This is a genomic window from Rhizobium sp. S152, from assembly GCF_030380735.1.
GTDB lineage: Bacteria > Pseudomonadota > Alphaproteobacteria > Rhizobiales > Rhizobiaceae > Rhizobium.
In genome coordinates, this window is sequence record NZ_JAUDRZ010000030.1 from 206169 (window position 1) to 221425 (window position 15257).

Here is a 15257-nt window from a genome sequence, read left to right on the forward strand (position 1 = left end):
GAGGGAGTGAGCTCCGGCTCTTTTGGAGGAAAGAGCGAAATGACCATTCTTTTATGCGTAATAGCATGCGGTCTGCTTTCGGTGGTTTACGCCATCTGGGCAACCCGTTCGGTGCTGGCCGCCGATCAGGGCAATAGCCGCATGCAGGAGATCGCGGGCTATATCCGCGAGGGCGCGCAGGCCTATCTGACGCGCCAGTATAAGACCATTGCCCTCGTCGGCATCGTTGTTTTCATCGCAGCATGGCTGCTACTCTCCAGCACTGCTGCAATCGGTTTTCTGATTGGTGCCGTCCTGTCCGGCGCCGCCGGTTTTATCGGTATGCATGTGTCGGTCCGCGCCAACGTCCGCACCGCGCAAGCCGCGTCCAACAGCCTCTCCGCCGGTCTCGAGATCGCCTTCAAGTCGGGCGCCATCACCGGCATGCTGGTGGCCGGTCTCGCGCTGCTTGGCGTGTCGATCTACTACTATATCCTGACGGCGGTGCTTGGCCATGAGGCCGGCTCGCGTGAAGTAGTGGATTCGCTGGTCGCGCTCGGCTTCGGCGCGTCGCTGATCTCGATTTTCGCGCGTCTCGGCGGTGGCATCTTCACCAAGGGCGCCGATGTCGGCGGCGATCTCGTCGGCAAGGTCGAGGCGGGCATCCCGGAGGATGATCCGCGCAACCCGGCGACCATCGCCGATAACGTTGGCGACAATGTCGGCGATTGCGCCGGCATGGCGGCCGACCTGTTCGAGACCTACGCGGTCTCCGTGGTGGCGACAATGGTCCTAGCATCCATCTTCTTCGCCGGCGCTCCAATTTTGCAGTCGGCGATGATCTATCCGCTGGCGATCTGCGGCGCTTGCATCATCACCTCGATCGTCGGCACCTTCTTCGTCAAGCTCGGCTCCAACGGCTCGATCATGGGCGCGCTTTATAAGGGGCTTATCGTCACCGGCCTTCTTTCGATCGTCGGTCTCGGCATCGCGACATCGCTGACGATCGGCTGGGGATCAATCGGAAATGCGGGCGGCATGGAAGTGTCTGGCACGAACCTGTTCTTCTGCGGCCTGATCGGTCTTGTCGTGACGGCTCTGATCGTGGTGATCACGGAGTACTATACCGGCACCAACAAGCGTCCGGTCAATTCGATCGCCCAGGCATCGGTAACCGGCCACGGCACCAACGTCATCCAGGGCCTCGCGGTCTCGCTGGAATCGACGGCGCTGCCGGCCATCGTCATTGTCGGCGGTATCCTTGCCACCTACCAGCTCGGTGGCCTCTTCGGCACAGGCATCGCCGTCACCGCCATGCTCGGCATTGCCGGCATGATCGTTGCGCTCGATGCCTTCGGACCGGTCACCGACAATGCCGGTGGCATCGCCGAGATGTCGCATCTGCCGCCGGAGGTCCGCAAGTCCACCGACGCGCTCGATGCTGTCGGCAACACGACGAAGGCCGTGACCAAGGGCTATGCAATCGGTTCGGCCGGTCTCGGCGCGCTGGTACTGTTTGCCGCCTATTCCTACGACCTGAAGTATTTTGCGTCGAATGGCGACAAGTATCCCTACTTCGCGGGCATCGGCGACATCTCCTTCGATCTCTCCAACCCCTATGTCGTCGCCGGGCTGATCTTCGGCGGCCTCATCCCTTATCTCTTCGGGGGCATCGCCATGACCGCCGTCGGCCGTGCCGCCGGCGCGATCGTCGAGGAGGTTCGCCAGCAGTTCAAGGCGAAGCCCGGCATCATGCAGGGCACAGAGCGACCGGACTACGGCAAGGCCGTGGACCTGCTGACCAAGGCGGCCATTCGCGAGATGATCATCCCGTCGCTGTTGCCGGTGCTGGCACCTGTCGTCGTCTACTTCGGGGTATTGGCGATCTCGGGCTCGAAGGCCTCGGCCTTCGCGGCACTCGGTGCGTCGCTGCTCGGCGTGATCATCAACGGCCTTTTCGTGGCGATCTCGATGACCTCGGGCGGCGGCGCCTGGGATAACGCCAAGAAATCCTTCGAGGACGGCTTCGTCGACAAGGACGGCGTTCGTCACCTGAAAGGCTCGGAAGCGCACAAGGCGTCGGTGACCGGCGATACCGTCGGCGACCCCTACAAGGACACCGCCGGCCCCGCCGTCAATCCGGCGATCAAGATCACCAACATCGTGGCGCTTCTGCTGCTTGCCATTCTTGCCTGAGACGCCTGCATCGAACAAGGAAAAACCCGCCGGAGCGATCCGGCGGGTTTCTTTGTTTGAATGACGAAGCCTGTTAGCGCAGGCTGCCGGGGTTCTGCGGCGATGCCTGGTTGCCGGCGCCGAACAGACCCTTGGCCATGTTGGCCGCGCTGCCGCCCGAAAGCAGCTGCTGCAGGAAGGTGAGGTCCTTGCCGCCCGTCGGAGTAACGCGGGTGATCGTGTCGAACACCTTGCCATCCTGGAGCGTGTAGTTGGCGCGGCGCGTCACGACGCCGTCCTTGTCGAAATAGATCGCCAGGATGCTCTGGTCGACGACCTTGAGTTTCTGGAAAGCGACGGAGCGCTGACGCCGCTGGGAGATGTAATAGAAGACTTCGCCGTCGAAGGTCGCCGTCGTCGAGGGAGTGCCGAGCGAAAGCAGAACCTGTTCGCGGCTCGATCCCTCGGGAACGAGATTGAGAGACTGCTCGTCGGCGACATAGCCGCCGTTGAGAACTGTACCCGTTTGGCAACCTGAAAGTCCGGCGGAAGCAATCATGATGGCAATGGCGGCACTGCTGAGGAATTTCTTGTCAGACTTGAAATACCGTTTCTTCAACGACATCTACTCCCTTAAACTATCAATAGCAGCCATCGGCCCCAGATCGCTGATGCAAAACCTTTGTGGCCATTCCGGGGTGGAAACTCCCATTCGGCCCTGTAAGCACCGATAAAGACACTGTCCCGAAAGCAGCCACCTTCGGCATTGCAATTCGCGCCTGCTTCGGTAAACCAGCTTTCGAAATCATGCAACAAGGCCGCACGCAGCTTGGCGTGAAGAATGGGTCCTTTCCGGAAAAAACAATGATCTTCGGGCTCTTTGGCAAGAAAAACAACAACCAGTCGATCGTCGAGCGGCAATACGCGACGCTGACGGCGGCGGCGCGCATGCCGGAACTCTACGAGCGGCTGAATGTGCCGGATACCGTCATGGGCCGCTTCGAGATGCTGTCGGTGGTGATGATCCTGTTCTTCCGCCGCACCCGGTCGTCGCAGACCAGCGGCCAGGAGATCGCCCAGGAGATCGTCGACGCATTTTTCGAGGACGTCGACTATTCCATCCGCGAACTGGGGATCGGCGACAACACGGTGCCTAAGCGCATGAAGAAGCTGGCGGGGATGTTCTATGGCCGGCTGGAATCCTACGCCAAGGCGATGGATGCCAACGACCGCGAGGCCTTGGCAGCCGCGCTGGCACGCAATATACACCCCAAGTCGGCCGAGGCCGTCGATATGCACGGGCTCGCCGATTGGATGTTCCAGGCCGAGGCCCATCTATTGTCCCAACCGGAAGAGTTGATCGCGACAGGATCCGCGACCCTTCCGGCCGTCGCTTAAAGGAGAGATCAATGAAGGCCGCCCGCGAAGAAGTGCCTTTCTCCTATCTGGTCAAGGTCGGCAACATATCCGCCAATGCGGTGGAGGTGCATGTCGAAGCCGATGAGCGCGAATTGAAGGCGCTGGCCGGTAGCTGGGATATCTTGGCGGTCGACGACCTCAGGGCCGATCTGCAGATCGCGCGCTGGAAGCGGGATGGAATCCGCATCAAGGGCAGAGTGAAGGCGAAGATCGTCCAGGCCTGCGTCGTGACGCTCGATCCTGTGACCTCCGAGATCGACGAGACCTTCGAGCAGATTTTCGTGCCTGAAAATTCCAAGCTCGCCGCCCGCCGCCCAGCCAACGACACTGGCGAAATGGTGCTCGATCCCGATGGTCCCGACGTGCCGGAAAGCTTCGTCGGCGACACGATCGATGTCGGGGAAGTCGTCGCCGAGTTCGCTGCGATGGCGATCGATCCGTACCCGCGCAAGCCGGGCGTGGAGTTCGGCAGTCACATAGAAGACACCGGAGAGAACGATAAAAAGCCGTCCGCTTTCGCAGTGCTGAAGGATTGGAAAAAGGACTGAACCCCGTTGGGTATTTGACACAATTCAGTTGTAAGCGACGGGAAAACCGGTATTTTGGCCGAAATTTCGCCCTCATGGGGCGAAAAATAAGGATCAGGGACGCGTGATCAGAATTTCTATCGACCTCATGGGTGGCGACTTTGGTCCCCAGGTTGTCATCCCCGGCGCTGCCAAGGCGCTGGAAAGACATCCGGATATTTCATTCGTGATGTACGGTCTGAAGGAGCAGTGCGAGCCTATTCTCGATAGGTTCCCGAAGCTCAAGGACAAGTCGGTCTTCCACGATTGCGAGCTCGCCGTGCGGATGGACGAGAAGCCGAGCCAGGCCTTGCGTCGCGGCCGCTATGTCTCGACCATGTGGCGCTCGATCGAAGCCGTGAAGACCAAGGATGCCGACGTCGCGATCTCCGCGGGCAACACCGGCGCGCTGATGGCCATGGCCAAATTCTGTCTTCGCACCATGGCCAATATCGAACGTCCGGCGATCGCCGCAATCTGGCCGACGAAGAGGGGAGAGAGCATCGTGCTCGATGTCGGCGCCACGATCGGCGCGGACTCACAGCAGTTGATGGACTTCGCCCTGATGGGTGGCGCCATGGCGCGCGCTCTGTTCGAGATCGAACGTCCGACGATCGGCCTGCTCAACGTCGGCGTGGAAGAGATCAAGGGCCAGGAAGAGGTCAAGGAAGCAGGTCGCCTGCTGCGTGAGGCGAACATCGATTCGGTCGAGTATTTCGGCTTCGTCGAAGGCAATGACATCGGCAAGGGTACGGTCGACGTGGTCGTGACCGAGGGCTTTACTGGAAATATCGCGCTGAAGACCGCGGAAGGCACGGCTCGCCAGATCGGCGATTACCTGCGCGCCGCAATGTCGCGCACGCTGCTCGCCAGGATCGGCTACATCCTTGCCAAGGGTGCCTTCGACATGCTGCGCGAGAAGATGGATCCGAGCCGTGTCAATGGCGGCGTCTTCCTCGGCCTGAACGGTGTCGTCATCAAGAGCCATGGCGGCGCCAATGCGGAAGGCATTTCGGCGGCCATTGAGGTCGGCTACGACATGGCCAAGAATGGCCTCAATCAGAAAATAGAAAACGATCTTCAGAAATATCATGCCAAGCGGCTGCCCCCGATCGGGCCGGAAGCCGCATGAGCAACGGGGTTTAAGCAATATGATCCGTTCAGTGGTTCGTGGATTCGGAGCGGCACTTCCGAAGCGCGTGATGACCAATCGCGACATGGAAGATGTCGTGGACACCTCCGATGAATGGATTGTCCAGCGCACCGGCATTCGTCAGCGCTATGTGGCCGGCGACGGCGAGACGACGTCGTCGCTTGGAGAGGCGGCGGCGCGCGCCGCTCTCGACAATGCCGGCCTGACTCCCGCCGATATCGATATGATCGTCTGCGCCACCTCGACGCCCGATAACACTTTCCCGGCGACGGCGGTCAACATCCAGAACCGCCTCGGCATGACCCATGGCTTCGCCTTCGACGTCCAGGCGGTCTGCACCGGTTTCGTCTACGCCGTAACGACCGCGGATGCCTATATTCGCGGCGGTCTTGCCAAGCGCGTGCTTGTCATCGGTGCCGAGACCTTTTCGCGCATTCTCGACTGGAACGACCGCACGACCTGCGTTCTATTCGGCGACGGCGCCGGCGCGATCATCCTCGAAGCCGGCGAAGGCGAGGGGATCACGTCCGATCGCGGTGTCCTGACCGCGCACCTGCGCTCCGACGGCTCACACAAGGACAAGCTCTTCGTCGACGGCGGCCCGTCCTCGACGGGAACGGTCGGCAAGCTGCGCATGGAAGGCCGCGAAGTCTTCAAATATGCGGTCGGCATGATCACCGATGTTATCCAGGCCGCATTCGATGCAACCGGAACGACATCCGACGATCTCGATTGGCTGGTTCCCCATCAGGCCAACCGCCGCATCATCGATGGCTCGGCCAAGAAGCTGAACATCGATCCCGCCAAGGTGGTCATCACGGTCGATCTGCACGGCAACACGTCGGCGGCGTCGATCCCGCTCGCGCTTGCGACCGCTGCCGGCGACGGCCGCATCAAGAAGGGCGATCTGGTGATGCTCGAAGCCATGGGTGGTGGCTTCACCTGGGGTGCCGTGCTGCTCCGCTGGTAGCTTGGATAAATCGAAAAAACGACCGACGAACAAGAGCTTGACCGTGAGGCGCAAGACAAATATCCTTTGGTCTCTTTCATAATATAATTAGCCGATGGGCGGGGAAACCATGACCGGAAAGACAGTGACGCGAGCAGACCTGGCGGAATCCGTTTTTCGTAAGGTCGGTCTTTCCCGGACTGAGTCCGCCGAACTCGTTGAAACTGTCATCGACGAAATCTGTAACGCGATCGTTCGTGGCGAGACGGTGAAGCTATCGTCCTTTGCAACCTTCCAGGTGCGCGACAAGAACGAGCGTATCGGCCGCAATCCGAAGACCGGTGAGGAAGTGCCGATCTCGCCCCGCCGCGTCATGACCTTCAAGGCCTCCAACGTCCTGAAGACGCGCATCCTCAAGGCGCACACATCCCGCAAGGCCAAGCTGAAGACCGCCAATCCGGCGTCCTGATAGATCGGCGGGAAATTTCGTCCGCCGGTTGTCTTCTTTTTCTTTCCCTCAGTGAACTGTGCGGTATTTCAAGACGTGACTTGAATTCGCCACGGCAAACCGTTGAAATATGATGAGTCGCCGCTTCGTTTCGACAGCGCGCGCCGGATGATCGCGTGGGAGTAGAGATGTTGGATAAGAGCCCGGATGCTTTCCGCACCATAAGCGAAGTCGCGGATGACCTCGATCTCCCGCAGCACGTCCTGCGTTTCTGGGAAACCCGGTTTCCGCAGATCAAGCCGATGAAGCGTGGCGGTGGGCGACGCTATTATCGCCCCGAGGATATCGATCTCCTAAAGGGCATTCGGCATCTGCTCTATGATCACGGCTATACGATCAAGGGTGTGCAGAAGCTCCTGAAGACGAACGGCAACAAGTTCGTCATCTCCATCGGCCATGGAGACGTTGCGAGCGTCCAGGCGCTCGCCAGTGGTCAGCAGGATACCGGGGAGGCCGGTGAACCACGTGTCGGCATTTCCGACGAGGATCAGGTAGTCGGCCGCGCCAAGGCGCCAATCACACGCCGCTTCTTCAATTTCGTCGGCGGCGAGGAAGATTCGCCGGAGATATCGGTCGGCAAGTCGAGTGTCGGCAAGGAGGATCGCGCGCTTTTGCAGGAGACGCTTTATGATCTCCTGGAATGCAAGCGCCTGCTGGACCAGGTCCGCTAACGCCTTTCCCTTGAAGGCAGCCGGTCAGCCGTCGCTCCGGCAGCGACAGGTTAGGTGAGCTGCTCGATCCTCTTGCTAGGAAGACTCTCGTGACTGCTTTGCGCCCCGTTCTCGGCAAATCCTACGATGCCTTCCTGTTCGACATGGACGGCACGCTTTTGAATTCCATTGCGGTGGTCGAACGGGTCTGGACCGGTTGGGCTTTGCGCCATGGCTTGGTGCCGGAAGTATTCCTGAAAACCATCCACGGCATCCGCGCCTCCGACGTCATCCGCCAATTGGCGCTGCCCGGGGTGGATCCCGCCCATGAGGCCCACCAACTGCTGCTTGAGGAGATGGAGGATGTCGACGGCATCGTCGAAATACCCGGCGCGATCGCGCTTTTGAGCAGCATCCCATCGGGCAAATGGGCAATCGTTACCTCGGCGCCGGCCGATCTCGCCAAGCGCCGCATGACGGCAGCAGGCATACCCACGCCCGCCATCATGGTGACGGGAGAAGAAGTCTCGGCTGGAAAGCCGAGCCCTGAATGCTATCTTCTGGGCGCGCGTCGTCTCGGTGTCGATCCTTCCAGATGCCTGGTGTTCGAGGATGCCGTCGCGGGCATTCTCGCCGGCGAGGCCGCCGGTGCCGACGTGGCCGTGATCACCGCCACGCACACAACGCCGTTCGAGACACCGCATCTGTCACTGGACGATTATCGCGGCTGGCACGTGGATGTGACCAATGACGAGCGGCTTGTCCTCGGCCGCTAAGTGAGCTTAGTGCTTACGCTTTTGCGTCTGCATGCGCGCCATGTTGGCCAGAAGCTTTTCCTTGACCGAGCCAAGCGTTCCCAATTCGTGACCGCACGTGAAGCAGGTCAGCATGTCGCTGTCCAGCGGCTCCGGCCGTTCGAACTTCATTCTTGTGTTCCTGCACTTCGGGCAGGGGATTTCGATCTGCATGTGATGCCTCGCTCCTGATCTTTCACTCTCCATAGGACAGCTGGCCACGACGGAGCAAGGCTTTTGCGCAGGCGTCGCGACGGCGCACACAATTGTGCCGTCCGGATGATGTGGCTGCTCCTCCTTGGATGGAAGATCGTATAATATAAAATCTTACATATTAAGTAAGTCTCGGATTTGGTAAGGTTAATAAACGGTTATATTTTGTATTCTTGAATTGCTAATGTAATACATCTCCCAGAATTAACGTAAAATTAACCATTGGGAGTTGGAGTAATGGTAAGAAACACGCTTGGCGTTGCAGTCGCAGCCGCATTCTTCATGAGTTCAACCTGCTTGACGGTTGCCGCACCGCTGACGATCAACTGCGCAATTGCATTGCCGGGCAGCATCGAACAGCGGCTTTGCCTGCCGACCTATTCGATTGAGGCTGCCGACGACTTCAAGAGCGACGATCACAGCCGCCCGACGCAGCGTTCAGCCCGCAACGAGACTGCAGCCCCAAGCAATCCGGCCTCCGGTGGTGAGAACCCGGGCGACGGCGAGAATGAAGGCGGCGGTGAAGACGACGGCGGCAATGGCTCCGGCCCGGTCACTCCGCCGCACAGTGGACATCACCCTCACCATCACGGCCATCACCATGGCGGTGGAAAGCACCAGCCGGGCAAGCCCCGCGATGGGCAGCACCCCGGTCCCGGCGGATGGAAGGATCACAAGGATCACAAAGACCACAAGGATCGCGACGAACACAAGGACCATAAAGACCGTAGCGAACACAAAGACCGTAAGGACCATAAGGACCACAAGAACGATAAGGACCGGAAGGATCACAAGGACCGCAAGGATCACCGGGACGGCGGCGACAAGAAGGATCGCAAGGACCATAAGGATCCCAAGGGTAACAAGGACCGCAAGGATGGCGACAAGACCCGCAAGGATGGCGGGAAGCGTGGCTCGAATGTGAACGATGATCGCAAGGGTCCGTTTGGCGGCAAGACCAAGCCGGAAGGGGACCGCGATAACAAGGATCGCGCTCCGCAGAACAACAACCAGCCGGCACGTAAAGACGGTCCGTCTCAGTCGAACAACAACCCGCAGACCCGCGGCGAGAGCAACTCTCCGCGCAGTGGCAGCCAGCAGGACCGCAACGAAAACACGTCCTCTAACAACGGCAACCGCTCGGGCCGTAACGACAGCGCGTCTCCAGGCAACGGCAACCAGCAGGGTCGCAACGAAAGTCAGCCGTCGAGCAACAACAGCCAGCAGGGCCGCAATGAAAGCGCGTCGGCCAACAACGGCGGACAGCAGGATCGCAATGAAAGCCCGTCGTCGAACAACGGCAATCAGCAGGGTCGCAACGAGAGCGCATCGTCCAACAACAACGGTCAACAGGGGCGCAATGACAACGCGCCGTCGGACAATGGCAGCCAGCAGGGCCGCAACGAAGGCGGGCCTTCGAACAACGGCAACCAGCAGACCCGCGGTGGAAACCAGCAGTCGGGCAACAACAAGTCGTTCTCCCGCTAAGCTGTTCATGCATCAGAAACAAGTCTTCCAGGAGGCCCGGCATTGCTGGGCCTCCTCGGTCTTCTGCCTGCCGTCACGGGGCAATGGTGACGCCATCGCAAACGGATCGGCGAGTGCCGGTAGTCGCCGCGACGGCCAGATCGGATTGCAGCACGGGCTTTTCCACGCGTTTGACCGTTTTTTATTCCGTGCCGCAGCTTTTTTGCTTGCGCCGAAAATTTCAAAAGACTAACAGGATCAGGCCGTAACGGCAGGTCGGGGCGTAGCGCAGCCCGGTAGCGCACTTGACTGGGGGTCAAGGGGTCGTCGGTTCAAATCCGGCCGCCCCGACCATTTAAAACAGACTTTCGGCAGCCCCCAGGAGCCGAAAGTGACATCCTCACAAAACGTCGTGATCGCATGAACCACCGCGAAAGCGACTGCCATGCATCTCTATTCACATAATGTTACGAGCCGAGATGTTTGGTTGATTAAACACATACCGGCGCGCATAGTCGGAGCATTGTCGGCTATGGATGGGCGGCCGGCGATGGTGCATCGGTTGGGGCAGCCCTTGTGGGACTTGCGGGTCAATGCTTAAGACGCCAATTCTTCCTCGTGACATGCCACTGTTCTCGGACGATCTCGATCTCCTGTCAGGGGTTCTCGGCGATGTGTGTAACAAAAGGGGCCTCAAGCGCGATACGCCTGAGGCCGAGCGCATCGGCTCGCTCATTATTCAGCTTTATAAGCAGGGTGTACGCGACAGCGGCAAGCTCGCCGATCTCGCGAAGGCCTATCTCTGACGTCAGTTTTCCTTGATGGAAACGCCGTTCTCGCCGATGCGCATCTCGACGCCGTCAGGCTTGCTCTCTTCGTGATAAAGATAGGCGCCAAGGCCTATGACGATGACGACGAGTGCGCCGATGATGAAATATAGATTGTTTGCGCGGTTCAACGAATTACCCTCAACGTTTTGATAACGTGACGTAAAACGCGAATAGAGCCGTTTTGTTCCGGCTCAACCGTCGTTGGCGGCACTGAGGTTTTCTGGACGGATGCCCTCATCGACGCTCGTGCGCTCCTTTAGTCGCACACCTGGCCCGCCTTCGTCCTGATTCCCGCTTGCGATAAACAGCACGCCCGCCGTCTCCAGCGCATGCTGGACAGCCAGCACGGTGTGAGATTCGGCGTTGTGGTCGCCGCGTTCCAATGTTTCGATGGTGCCCACGGGCACGCCGGAAGCGGCTGCCAGTTGCTCGATGCTCATACCGGTCATGGCGCGCGCGCCGCGGATTTGTGTCGCTGTGATCATGGATGAAAATCTAGCGTGCCGCGCGAACTTCGCAAGGGGTGGCAAGCATTCAGGTGAGCTGCGTGCTGCGGTGGCGCTGTTCCAGCGCGGCACATCCCCAGACGATCCCGAGCAGCAGGTAGACATGGCGCCAGTGGTCGATGTCGATCACGTTGCCGATCGCGGCATGGCCGATGATCGAGATCCAGCCAATCATCAGGTATGGCTGCCAGAAGCGGTTCTTCAGAAGGTTCTTGAAGCCGAGATAGAAGGTCCAGCACAGCATTCCGATATAGCTGACGAAGCCGAGCCAGCCATAGGTCGTCAGCGACTTCAGCCAGATATTGTGCTCGTCCTCCGGAAAGATCGTGCCGAACACCATGGGGCCGATGCCGAGAGGGCGCTCCATCATCATCTGGAAGCCGATACGGTGACGGTCGAAACGCCCGAGATGCTCGCCATCATATTCCTGAACGAGCTGCGCGCGCGTCGAGAAGAGATCACTCACCTTGGGCGACTGCATGGCGATCAGCAAAGCCACGACCATCATCATGATCGCGGCAAGCGAAAGCACGAGGATGCGCAGCCGGAACGCGCCGCTCCGCTCCTTCAACAGCATGACGAAGATCAGCAGCAGGATGGTGAGGAAAAACAGGCCCCAGGCGGCGCGGGAAAACGACAGGAAGACCCCGAGCGAGAGGATAAGCAGCGCACCCGCCTTGAACCAGGCCGTATTCAGCCTGCCGGTAAGGATGCCGTGCACGAGGTAGAGGGAAGGGGGGACGAGATAGGGGCCGAAGACGTTCGGGTCCTGGAAGGCGCCCTTGGCACGGTCGTAAAGGGTGAATACTTCGGAGCCCGGAAACGCATGGAAATAGCCGAGGATGCCGAGCATCGAAGTGATAACCGCGGCGACGACCCAGGTGTTGAAGATCAGCGGCAGGCGGCGCGCATTGTCCTCAACGATCGCCGCGCAAAACACCGCCGTCAGCGCCAGGAAGGTGGAGACCGCCACATACATCGGCCCGCCCGTCAGGTCCTTCATCTGCGTGAGCGACAGCATGCCGCCGACGTTGAAGGTGATGAGCAGCACGAGGAGCGGTGCGACGTAGCGCGAGATCCGCAGGCCCAGAATGAACCAGATAGCGAGAAGCCCGGCCATCCACAGTTCATAGGGCGCCGGCTCGTTGATGACGAAGCCGGAGAGGAAGATGCCGAACGCGAAAAGGCCGGAGCCGATCAGGCGCATCGTGGCGCGATGCGGTTGGGCGACGCGCGGATATGTCGCCGCAACGGCGCTCAATATGCGTTTTCCGTGTTGAACAGGCGGATCGGTGTCAGGAACAGGATCTTCAGGTCGAACCAGAGCGACCAGTTCTCGATATAGTAGAGATCGTAGGCCGTGCGGAACTTGATCTTGTCGTCATTGTCGATCTCGCCGCGCCAGCCATTGATCTGCGCCCAGCCGGTGACGCCGGGTTTGACGCGGTGGCGAGCGAAGTAACCCTCGACGACATCACCGAAGGCGCGGTCGCGCGTCTGCGCGAGAACGGCATGCGGTCGCGGACCGACGAGCGACAAGCCGCCCTGCAGCACGTTGATGAGCTGCGGCAATTCGTCGATCGATGTCTTGCGGATGAAACGGCCGACGCGGGTGACGCGTGGGTCGCCTTTGGTCACCGCTGCCTTGGCCGTGGGGTCGGCGAGCTCCGTGTACATCGAACGGAACTTGAAGACGTTGATGACCTCGTTGTTGAAGCCGTGACGCTTCTGCATGAAGAAGATCGGCCCCTTCGATGTCGCCTTGATGGCGATCGCGGTGCCAAGCATGATCGGCCACAGCAGGGCAAGCGCAATCAGCGCGAAGAATATGTCGAAGCAGCGCTTGGCGACGGAATCCCAATCGCGGATCGGCTTGTTGAAGATATCGAGCATCGGTACCGAGCCGATATGCGAATAGGCGCGGGGGCGGAAGCGGAGGCGGTTCGCATGGGCGGCCAGCCGAATGTCGACCGGCAGCACCCAGAGCTTCTTCAAGAGCTGCAGGATTCGGGCCTCGGCCGAAAGCGGCAGCGCGATGATCAGCATGTCGATGCGGGTCATGCGCACGAACTCAACGAGTTCGGCGATCGTCCCGAGCTTCGGATAGCCCGCCACCATGATCGGTGAGCGCTTCTCGCCGCGGTCGTCGAAGATGCCACAGATGCGAATGTCGTTATCGCGCTGCTGCTCGAGTATGCGGATCAGGTCCTTGGCGGGCTCGCCGCCGCCGACGATGACCGCGCGTCGCTCCATGACGCCATTGCGCGCCCAGTTGCGGATGCCGTAGGCGACGAGAAAGCGGGAGCCGAGCAGGAACAGCGCGCCGGCGCAGAACCAGGCAAGGTCCGCCTGCGCTTGCGACCAACTGAGGCCCTTGAAGACGGCGATCGTACCCGTGACGCCCACGAAGACGCCTGCCCAGCCGAAAAACACCCGCGGCAGGAGATGGGCACGGGTGCGAAGCGCCGGAATGGAATAGGTGTCGATCGTCTGTAGCGCGATCACCAGCAATCCGGCGATCAACGCCGCCGTAAGCAGCCGATGCGAGAATGCCTCGGAACCGTCGCCGGGCCAGACGAGGAAAGCGAGCAGGCCAATGACCATCTGCGACAGAAACTCGAAAAGGCGGAACTGGCCGATCAAGATGGAGGGTGAGCGTGTGCCATCGCTGAACTGCGCGGCGATCTGCCGGGCATAGGCGTTGATCGGCTCGCCCGAGGTCGGTTCGCCGCCCACTTCTCCGCGTCTCGATATGTCGGAAACCTGCTTCCTCAGCGCTTCCAGATCAAACTGATCGTTTTTCTCTGCCTTGTTCATCAGGCCACCGCCGCTGTTAACAGGACGGCAATAGCAGAAAGCCCCTAAGAAACTTTTACGAAGCGGACGCAGCCGATCGCTTGCGGCGGCGGTCGATCAGATCGTGATAGAGCCGCAGGACGTCGTTCGCCATGACCGACGCGGAGAACACCGCCTTCACCTTGCCCATTTCCGGCATCGTCTGGTCGTGCCAGCCCGGAACGCGGATTGCGTCCGCCATGATCCGCGCAAGGTCGTCGGCATCATCGGGTTGTGCCAGAGCGGGGCTGTCCTTTCCAAGCGCCTCGGGAATGCCGCCGACGCGCGTGGCGATGATCGTCTTGCCGGCAGCAAGGCCCTCGAGGACGATGTAGGGCATGGCCTCGGCACGCGATGGAACGACAAGGTTCTGCGCCATGCCGAACGCCTGCTGCACCCGCATCGCCGGCAGCATGCCGATGCGCTTGCCAAGCCCGCGCTCGACCATCATGTCGCGGTAGCGATCGCGGTCGGGGCCGTCGCCGATCATCAGCGCGGAGAGTGGCCGGCCGAGGATGCGCTCGGCCTTGGCGAAGGCGTCTATAAACAGATCGGGACCCTTGAGGTCCCGGAGCATGCCGACGTAGATGTAGTGGACGGCATCCGATCGGGTCGGAATGATCTCGAAGTCGCGTTCCCCTATGCCGTTATAGATCAGCCGCGTTTCCGTTCGCGGACGGCCGACCTTCTTCGTGTAGGTGTCCCGCTCGTATTCGCAGATGAACACCAGCGCATCGGTGAAGTGCTCCTGCAGCCGTTCCATGCGAAGCACGAACTGGCCGGTTAGCGATGCGCGATTGTAGTGCAGGCTTCCGCCATGCGCGGTATAGAGGCGGGCTACGCTATACCTGTTCACCCGCAGAGCTGAGCCGACAAGTCGCGCGAGCACGCCGCCTTTGGCGCCATGCCCGTGCAGCACATCCGGCCGCAAGCTTTTGATGTTCTTGTATGCCTCCCACATCACGCCGATGTCGGAAAAACTGACGGAGCGGCGGATCGGCACGCGCGTCAGTCCGAGGGCGAGGTAGGGGCGAATATCGTCGAAGAGATTGTCCTCGTGCTCGCCGCCGGTCGAGCTGTCGCAGATGATGCCGACCTCGTGTCCCGCCTTGCTGTGCTCCATCACCAGATCGCGCACATGCCGGAAAATTCCGCCGACCGGTGACCTGAAGCAATGAAGAATGCGGAGTGGGCGCTGTTCCGTCATTGATGG

Annotated in this window: 18 protein-coding genes and 1 tRNA gene; 12 read left to right on the forward strand and 7 right to left on the reverse strand. The window is 60.4% G+C overall.

Features of this window, described 5'->3' with window-relative positions; all coding sequences use genetic code 11:
- Positions 1–39: 39 nt before the first annotated feature.
- The gene (locus tag QTL95_RS25650; protein ID WP_289722713.1) at positions 40–2175 is read left to right on the forward strand and encodes a sodium-translocating pyrophosphatase; all 2136 of its coding nucleotides are present in this window, start codon (positions 40–42) and stop codon (positions 2173–2175) included.
- Positions 2176–2248: 73 nt separating this feature from the next.
- On the opposite strand, the gene QTL95_RS25655 is transcribed toward QTL95_RS25650, so the two are convergent.
- Positions 2249–2779, reverse strand: a complete 531-nt coding sequence (locus QTL95_RS25655) for an outer membrane protein assembly factor BamE (protein ID WP_289722714.1) — start codon at positions 2777–2779, stop codon at positions 2249–2251.
- A gap of 182 nt (positions 2780–2961) precedes the next feature.
- Here QTL95_RS25655 and QTL95_RS25660 point away from each other — a divergent pair, with 182 nt between their 5' ends.
- The 7 genes from QTL95_RS25660 to QTL95_RS25690 all read left to right on the forward strand — a co-directional run bounded on the left by QTL95_RS25660 (position 2962) and on the right by QTL95_RS25690 (position 8175).
- On the forward strand, positions 2962–3552 hold the full coding sequence (locus QTL95_RS25660) for a ubiquinol-cytochrome C chaperone family protein (RefSeq protein WP_289722715.1): 591 nt from the start codon (positions 2962–2964) through the stop codon (positions 3550–3552).
- Between the two features lie 11 nt (positions 3553–3563).
- Complete coding sequence (locus QTL95_RS25665; protein WP_289722716.1) at positions 3564–4121, forward strand: YceD family protein; 558 nt, start codon at positions 3564–3566, stop codon at positions 4119–4121.
- 103 nt (positions 4122–4224) lie between these two features.
- A complete protein-coding gene (plsX, locus tag QTL95_RS25670; protein ID WP_289722717.1) occupies positions 4225–5271 on the forward strand; it encodes a phosphate acyltransferase PlsX in 1047 nt (348 codons plus the stop codon).
- Between the two features lie 19 nt (positions 5272–5290).
- Entirely contained in the window at positions 5291–6262 is a 972-nt protein-coding gene (locus tag QTL95_RS25675; protein WP_289722718.1) for a beta-ketoacyl-ACP synthase III, read from the forward strand.
- A 109-nt stretch (positions 6263–6371) separates the two neighbouring features.
- A complete protein-coding gene (locus QTL95_RS25680; RefSeq protein ID WP_037180164.1) occupies positions 6372–6710 on the forward strand; it encodes an integration host factor subunit alpha in 339 nt (112 codons plus the stop codon).
- Positions 6711–6877: 167 nt separating this feature from the next.
- Complete coding sequence (locus QTL95_RS25685; protein ID WP_289722719.1) at positions 6878–7420, forward strand: MerR family transcriptional regulator; 543 nt, start codon at positions 6878–6880, stop codon at positions 7418–7420.
- 89 nt (positions 7421–7509) lie between these two features.
- Positions 7510–8175 carry an HAD family hydrolase gene (locus QTL95_RS25690; protein ID WP_289722720.1) on the forward strand — a complete coding sequence of 222 codons (666 nt, stop codon included), beginning with the start codon at positions 7510–7512 and terminating at the stop codon, positions 8173–8175.
- Positions 8176–8181: 6 nt separating this feature from the next.
- Here QTL95_RS25690 and QTL95_RS25695 read toward each other — a convergent pair whose 3' ends face one another.
- Complete coding sequence (locus QTL95_RS25695; protein WP_289722721.1) at positions 8182–8325, reverse strand: hypothetical protein; 144 nt, start codon at positions 8323–8325, stop codon at positions 8182–8184.
- Between the two features lie 318 nt (positions 8326–8643).
- On the opposite strand from QTL95_RS25695, the gene QTL95_RS25700 reads away from it, so the two are divergent.
- The 4 genes from QTL95_RS25700 to QTL95_RS25715 all read left to right on the forward strand — a co-directional run bounded on the left by QTL95_RS25700 (position 8644) and on the right by QTL95_RS25715 (position 10679).
- On the forward strand, positions 8644–9894 hold the full coding sequence (locus tag QTL95_RS25700; protein WP_289722722.1) for a hypothetical protein: 1251 nt from the start codon (positions 8644–8646) through the stop codon (positions 9892–9894).
- Between the two features lie 7 nt (positions 9895–9901).
- Positions 9902–10126 carry a hypothetical protein gene (locus QTL95_RS25705; RefSeq protein ID WP_289722723.1) on the forward strand — a complete coding sequence of 75 codons (225 nt, stop codon included), beginning with the start codon at positions 9902–9904 and terminating at the stop codon, positions 10124–10126.
- Between the two features lie 24 nt (positions 10127–10150).
- Positions 10151–10227: transfer RNA gene (locus QTL95_RS25710), tRNA-Pro, on the forward strand.
- Positions 10228–10466: 239 nt separating this feature from the next.
- Positions 10467–10679: a hypothetical protein gene (locus tag QTL95_RS25715; RefSeq protein ID WP_289722724.1), complete on the forward strand. Its 213-nt coding sequence runs from the start codon at positions 10467–10469 to the stop codon at positions 10677–10679.
- Positions 10680–10681: 2 nt separating this feature from the next.
- Here QTL95_RS25715 and QTL95_RS25720 read toward each other — a convergent pair whose 3' ends face one another.
- The 5 genes from QTL95_RS25720 to QTL95_RS25740 all read right to left on the reverse strand — a co-directional run bounded on the left by QTL95_RS25720 (position 10682) and on the right by QTL95_RS25740 (position 15251).
- Positions 10682–10831 (reverse strand): hypothetical protein, encoded by a 150-nt coding sequence (locus tag QTL95_RS25720; protein ID WP_289722725.1) that lies wholly within the window; start codon positions 10829–10831, stop codon positions 10682–10684.
- Positions 10832–10894: 63 nt separating this feature from the next.
- Entirely contained in the window at positions 10895–11188 is a 294-nt protein-coding gene (locus QTL95_RS25725) for a helix-turn-helix domain-containing protein (protein WP_289722726.1), read from the reverse strand.
- Between the two features lie 49 nt (positions 11189–11237).
- Complete coding sequence (locus QTL95_RS25730) at positions 11238–12470, reverse strand: O-antigen ligase family protein (RefSeq protein ID WP_289722727.1); 1233 nt, start codon at positions 12468–12470, stop codon at positions 11238–11240.
- The gene (locus tag QTL95_RS25735; RefSeq protein ID WP_289722728.1) at positions 12467–14026 is read right to left on the reverse strand and encodes an undecaprenyl-phosphate glucose phosphotransferase; all 1560 of its coding nucleotides are present in this window, start codon (positions 14024–14026) and stop codon (positions 12467–12469) included. The genes QTL95_RS25730 and QTL95_RS25735 overlap by 4 nt, the downstream gene beginning before the upstream one ends.
- A gap of 55 nt (positions 14027–14081) precedes the next feature.
- Positions 14082–15251: a glycosyltransferase family 4 protein gene (locus QTL95_RS25740; protein WP_289722729.1), complete on the reverse strand. Its 1170-nt coding sequence runs from the start codon at positions 15249–15251 to the stop codon at positions 14082–14084.
- Between the last annotated feature and the right edge of the window lie 6 nt (positions 15252–15257).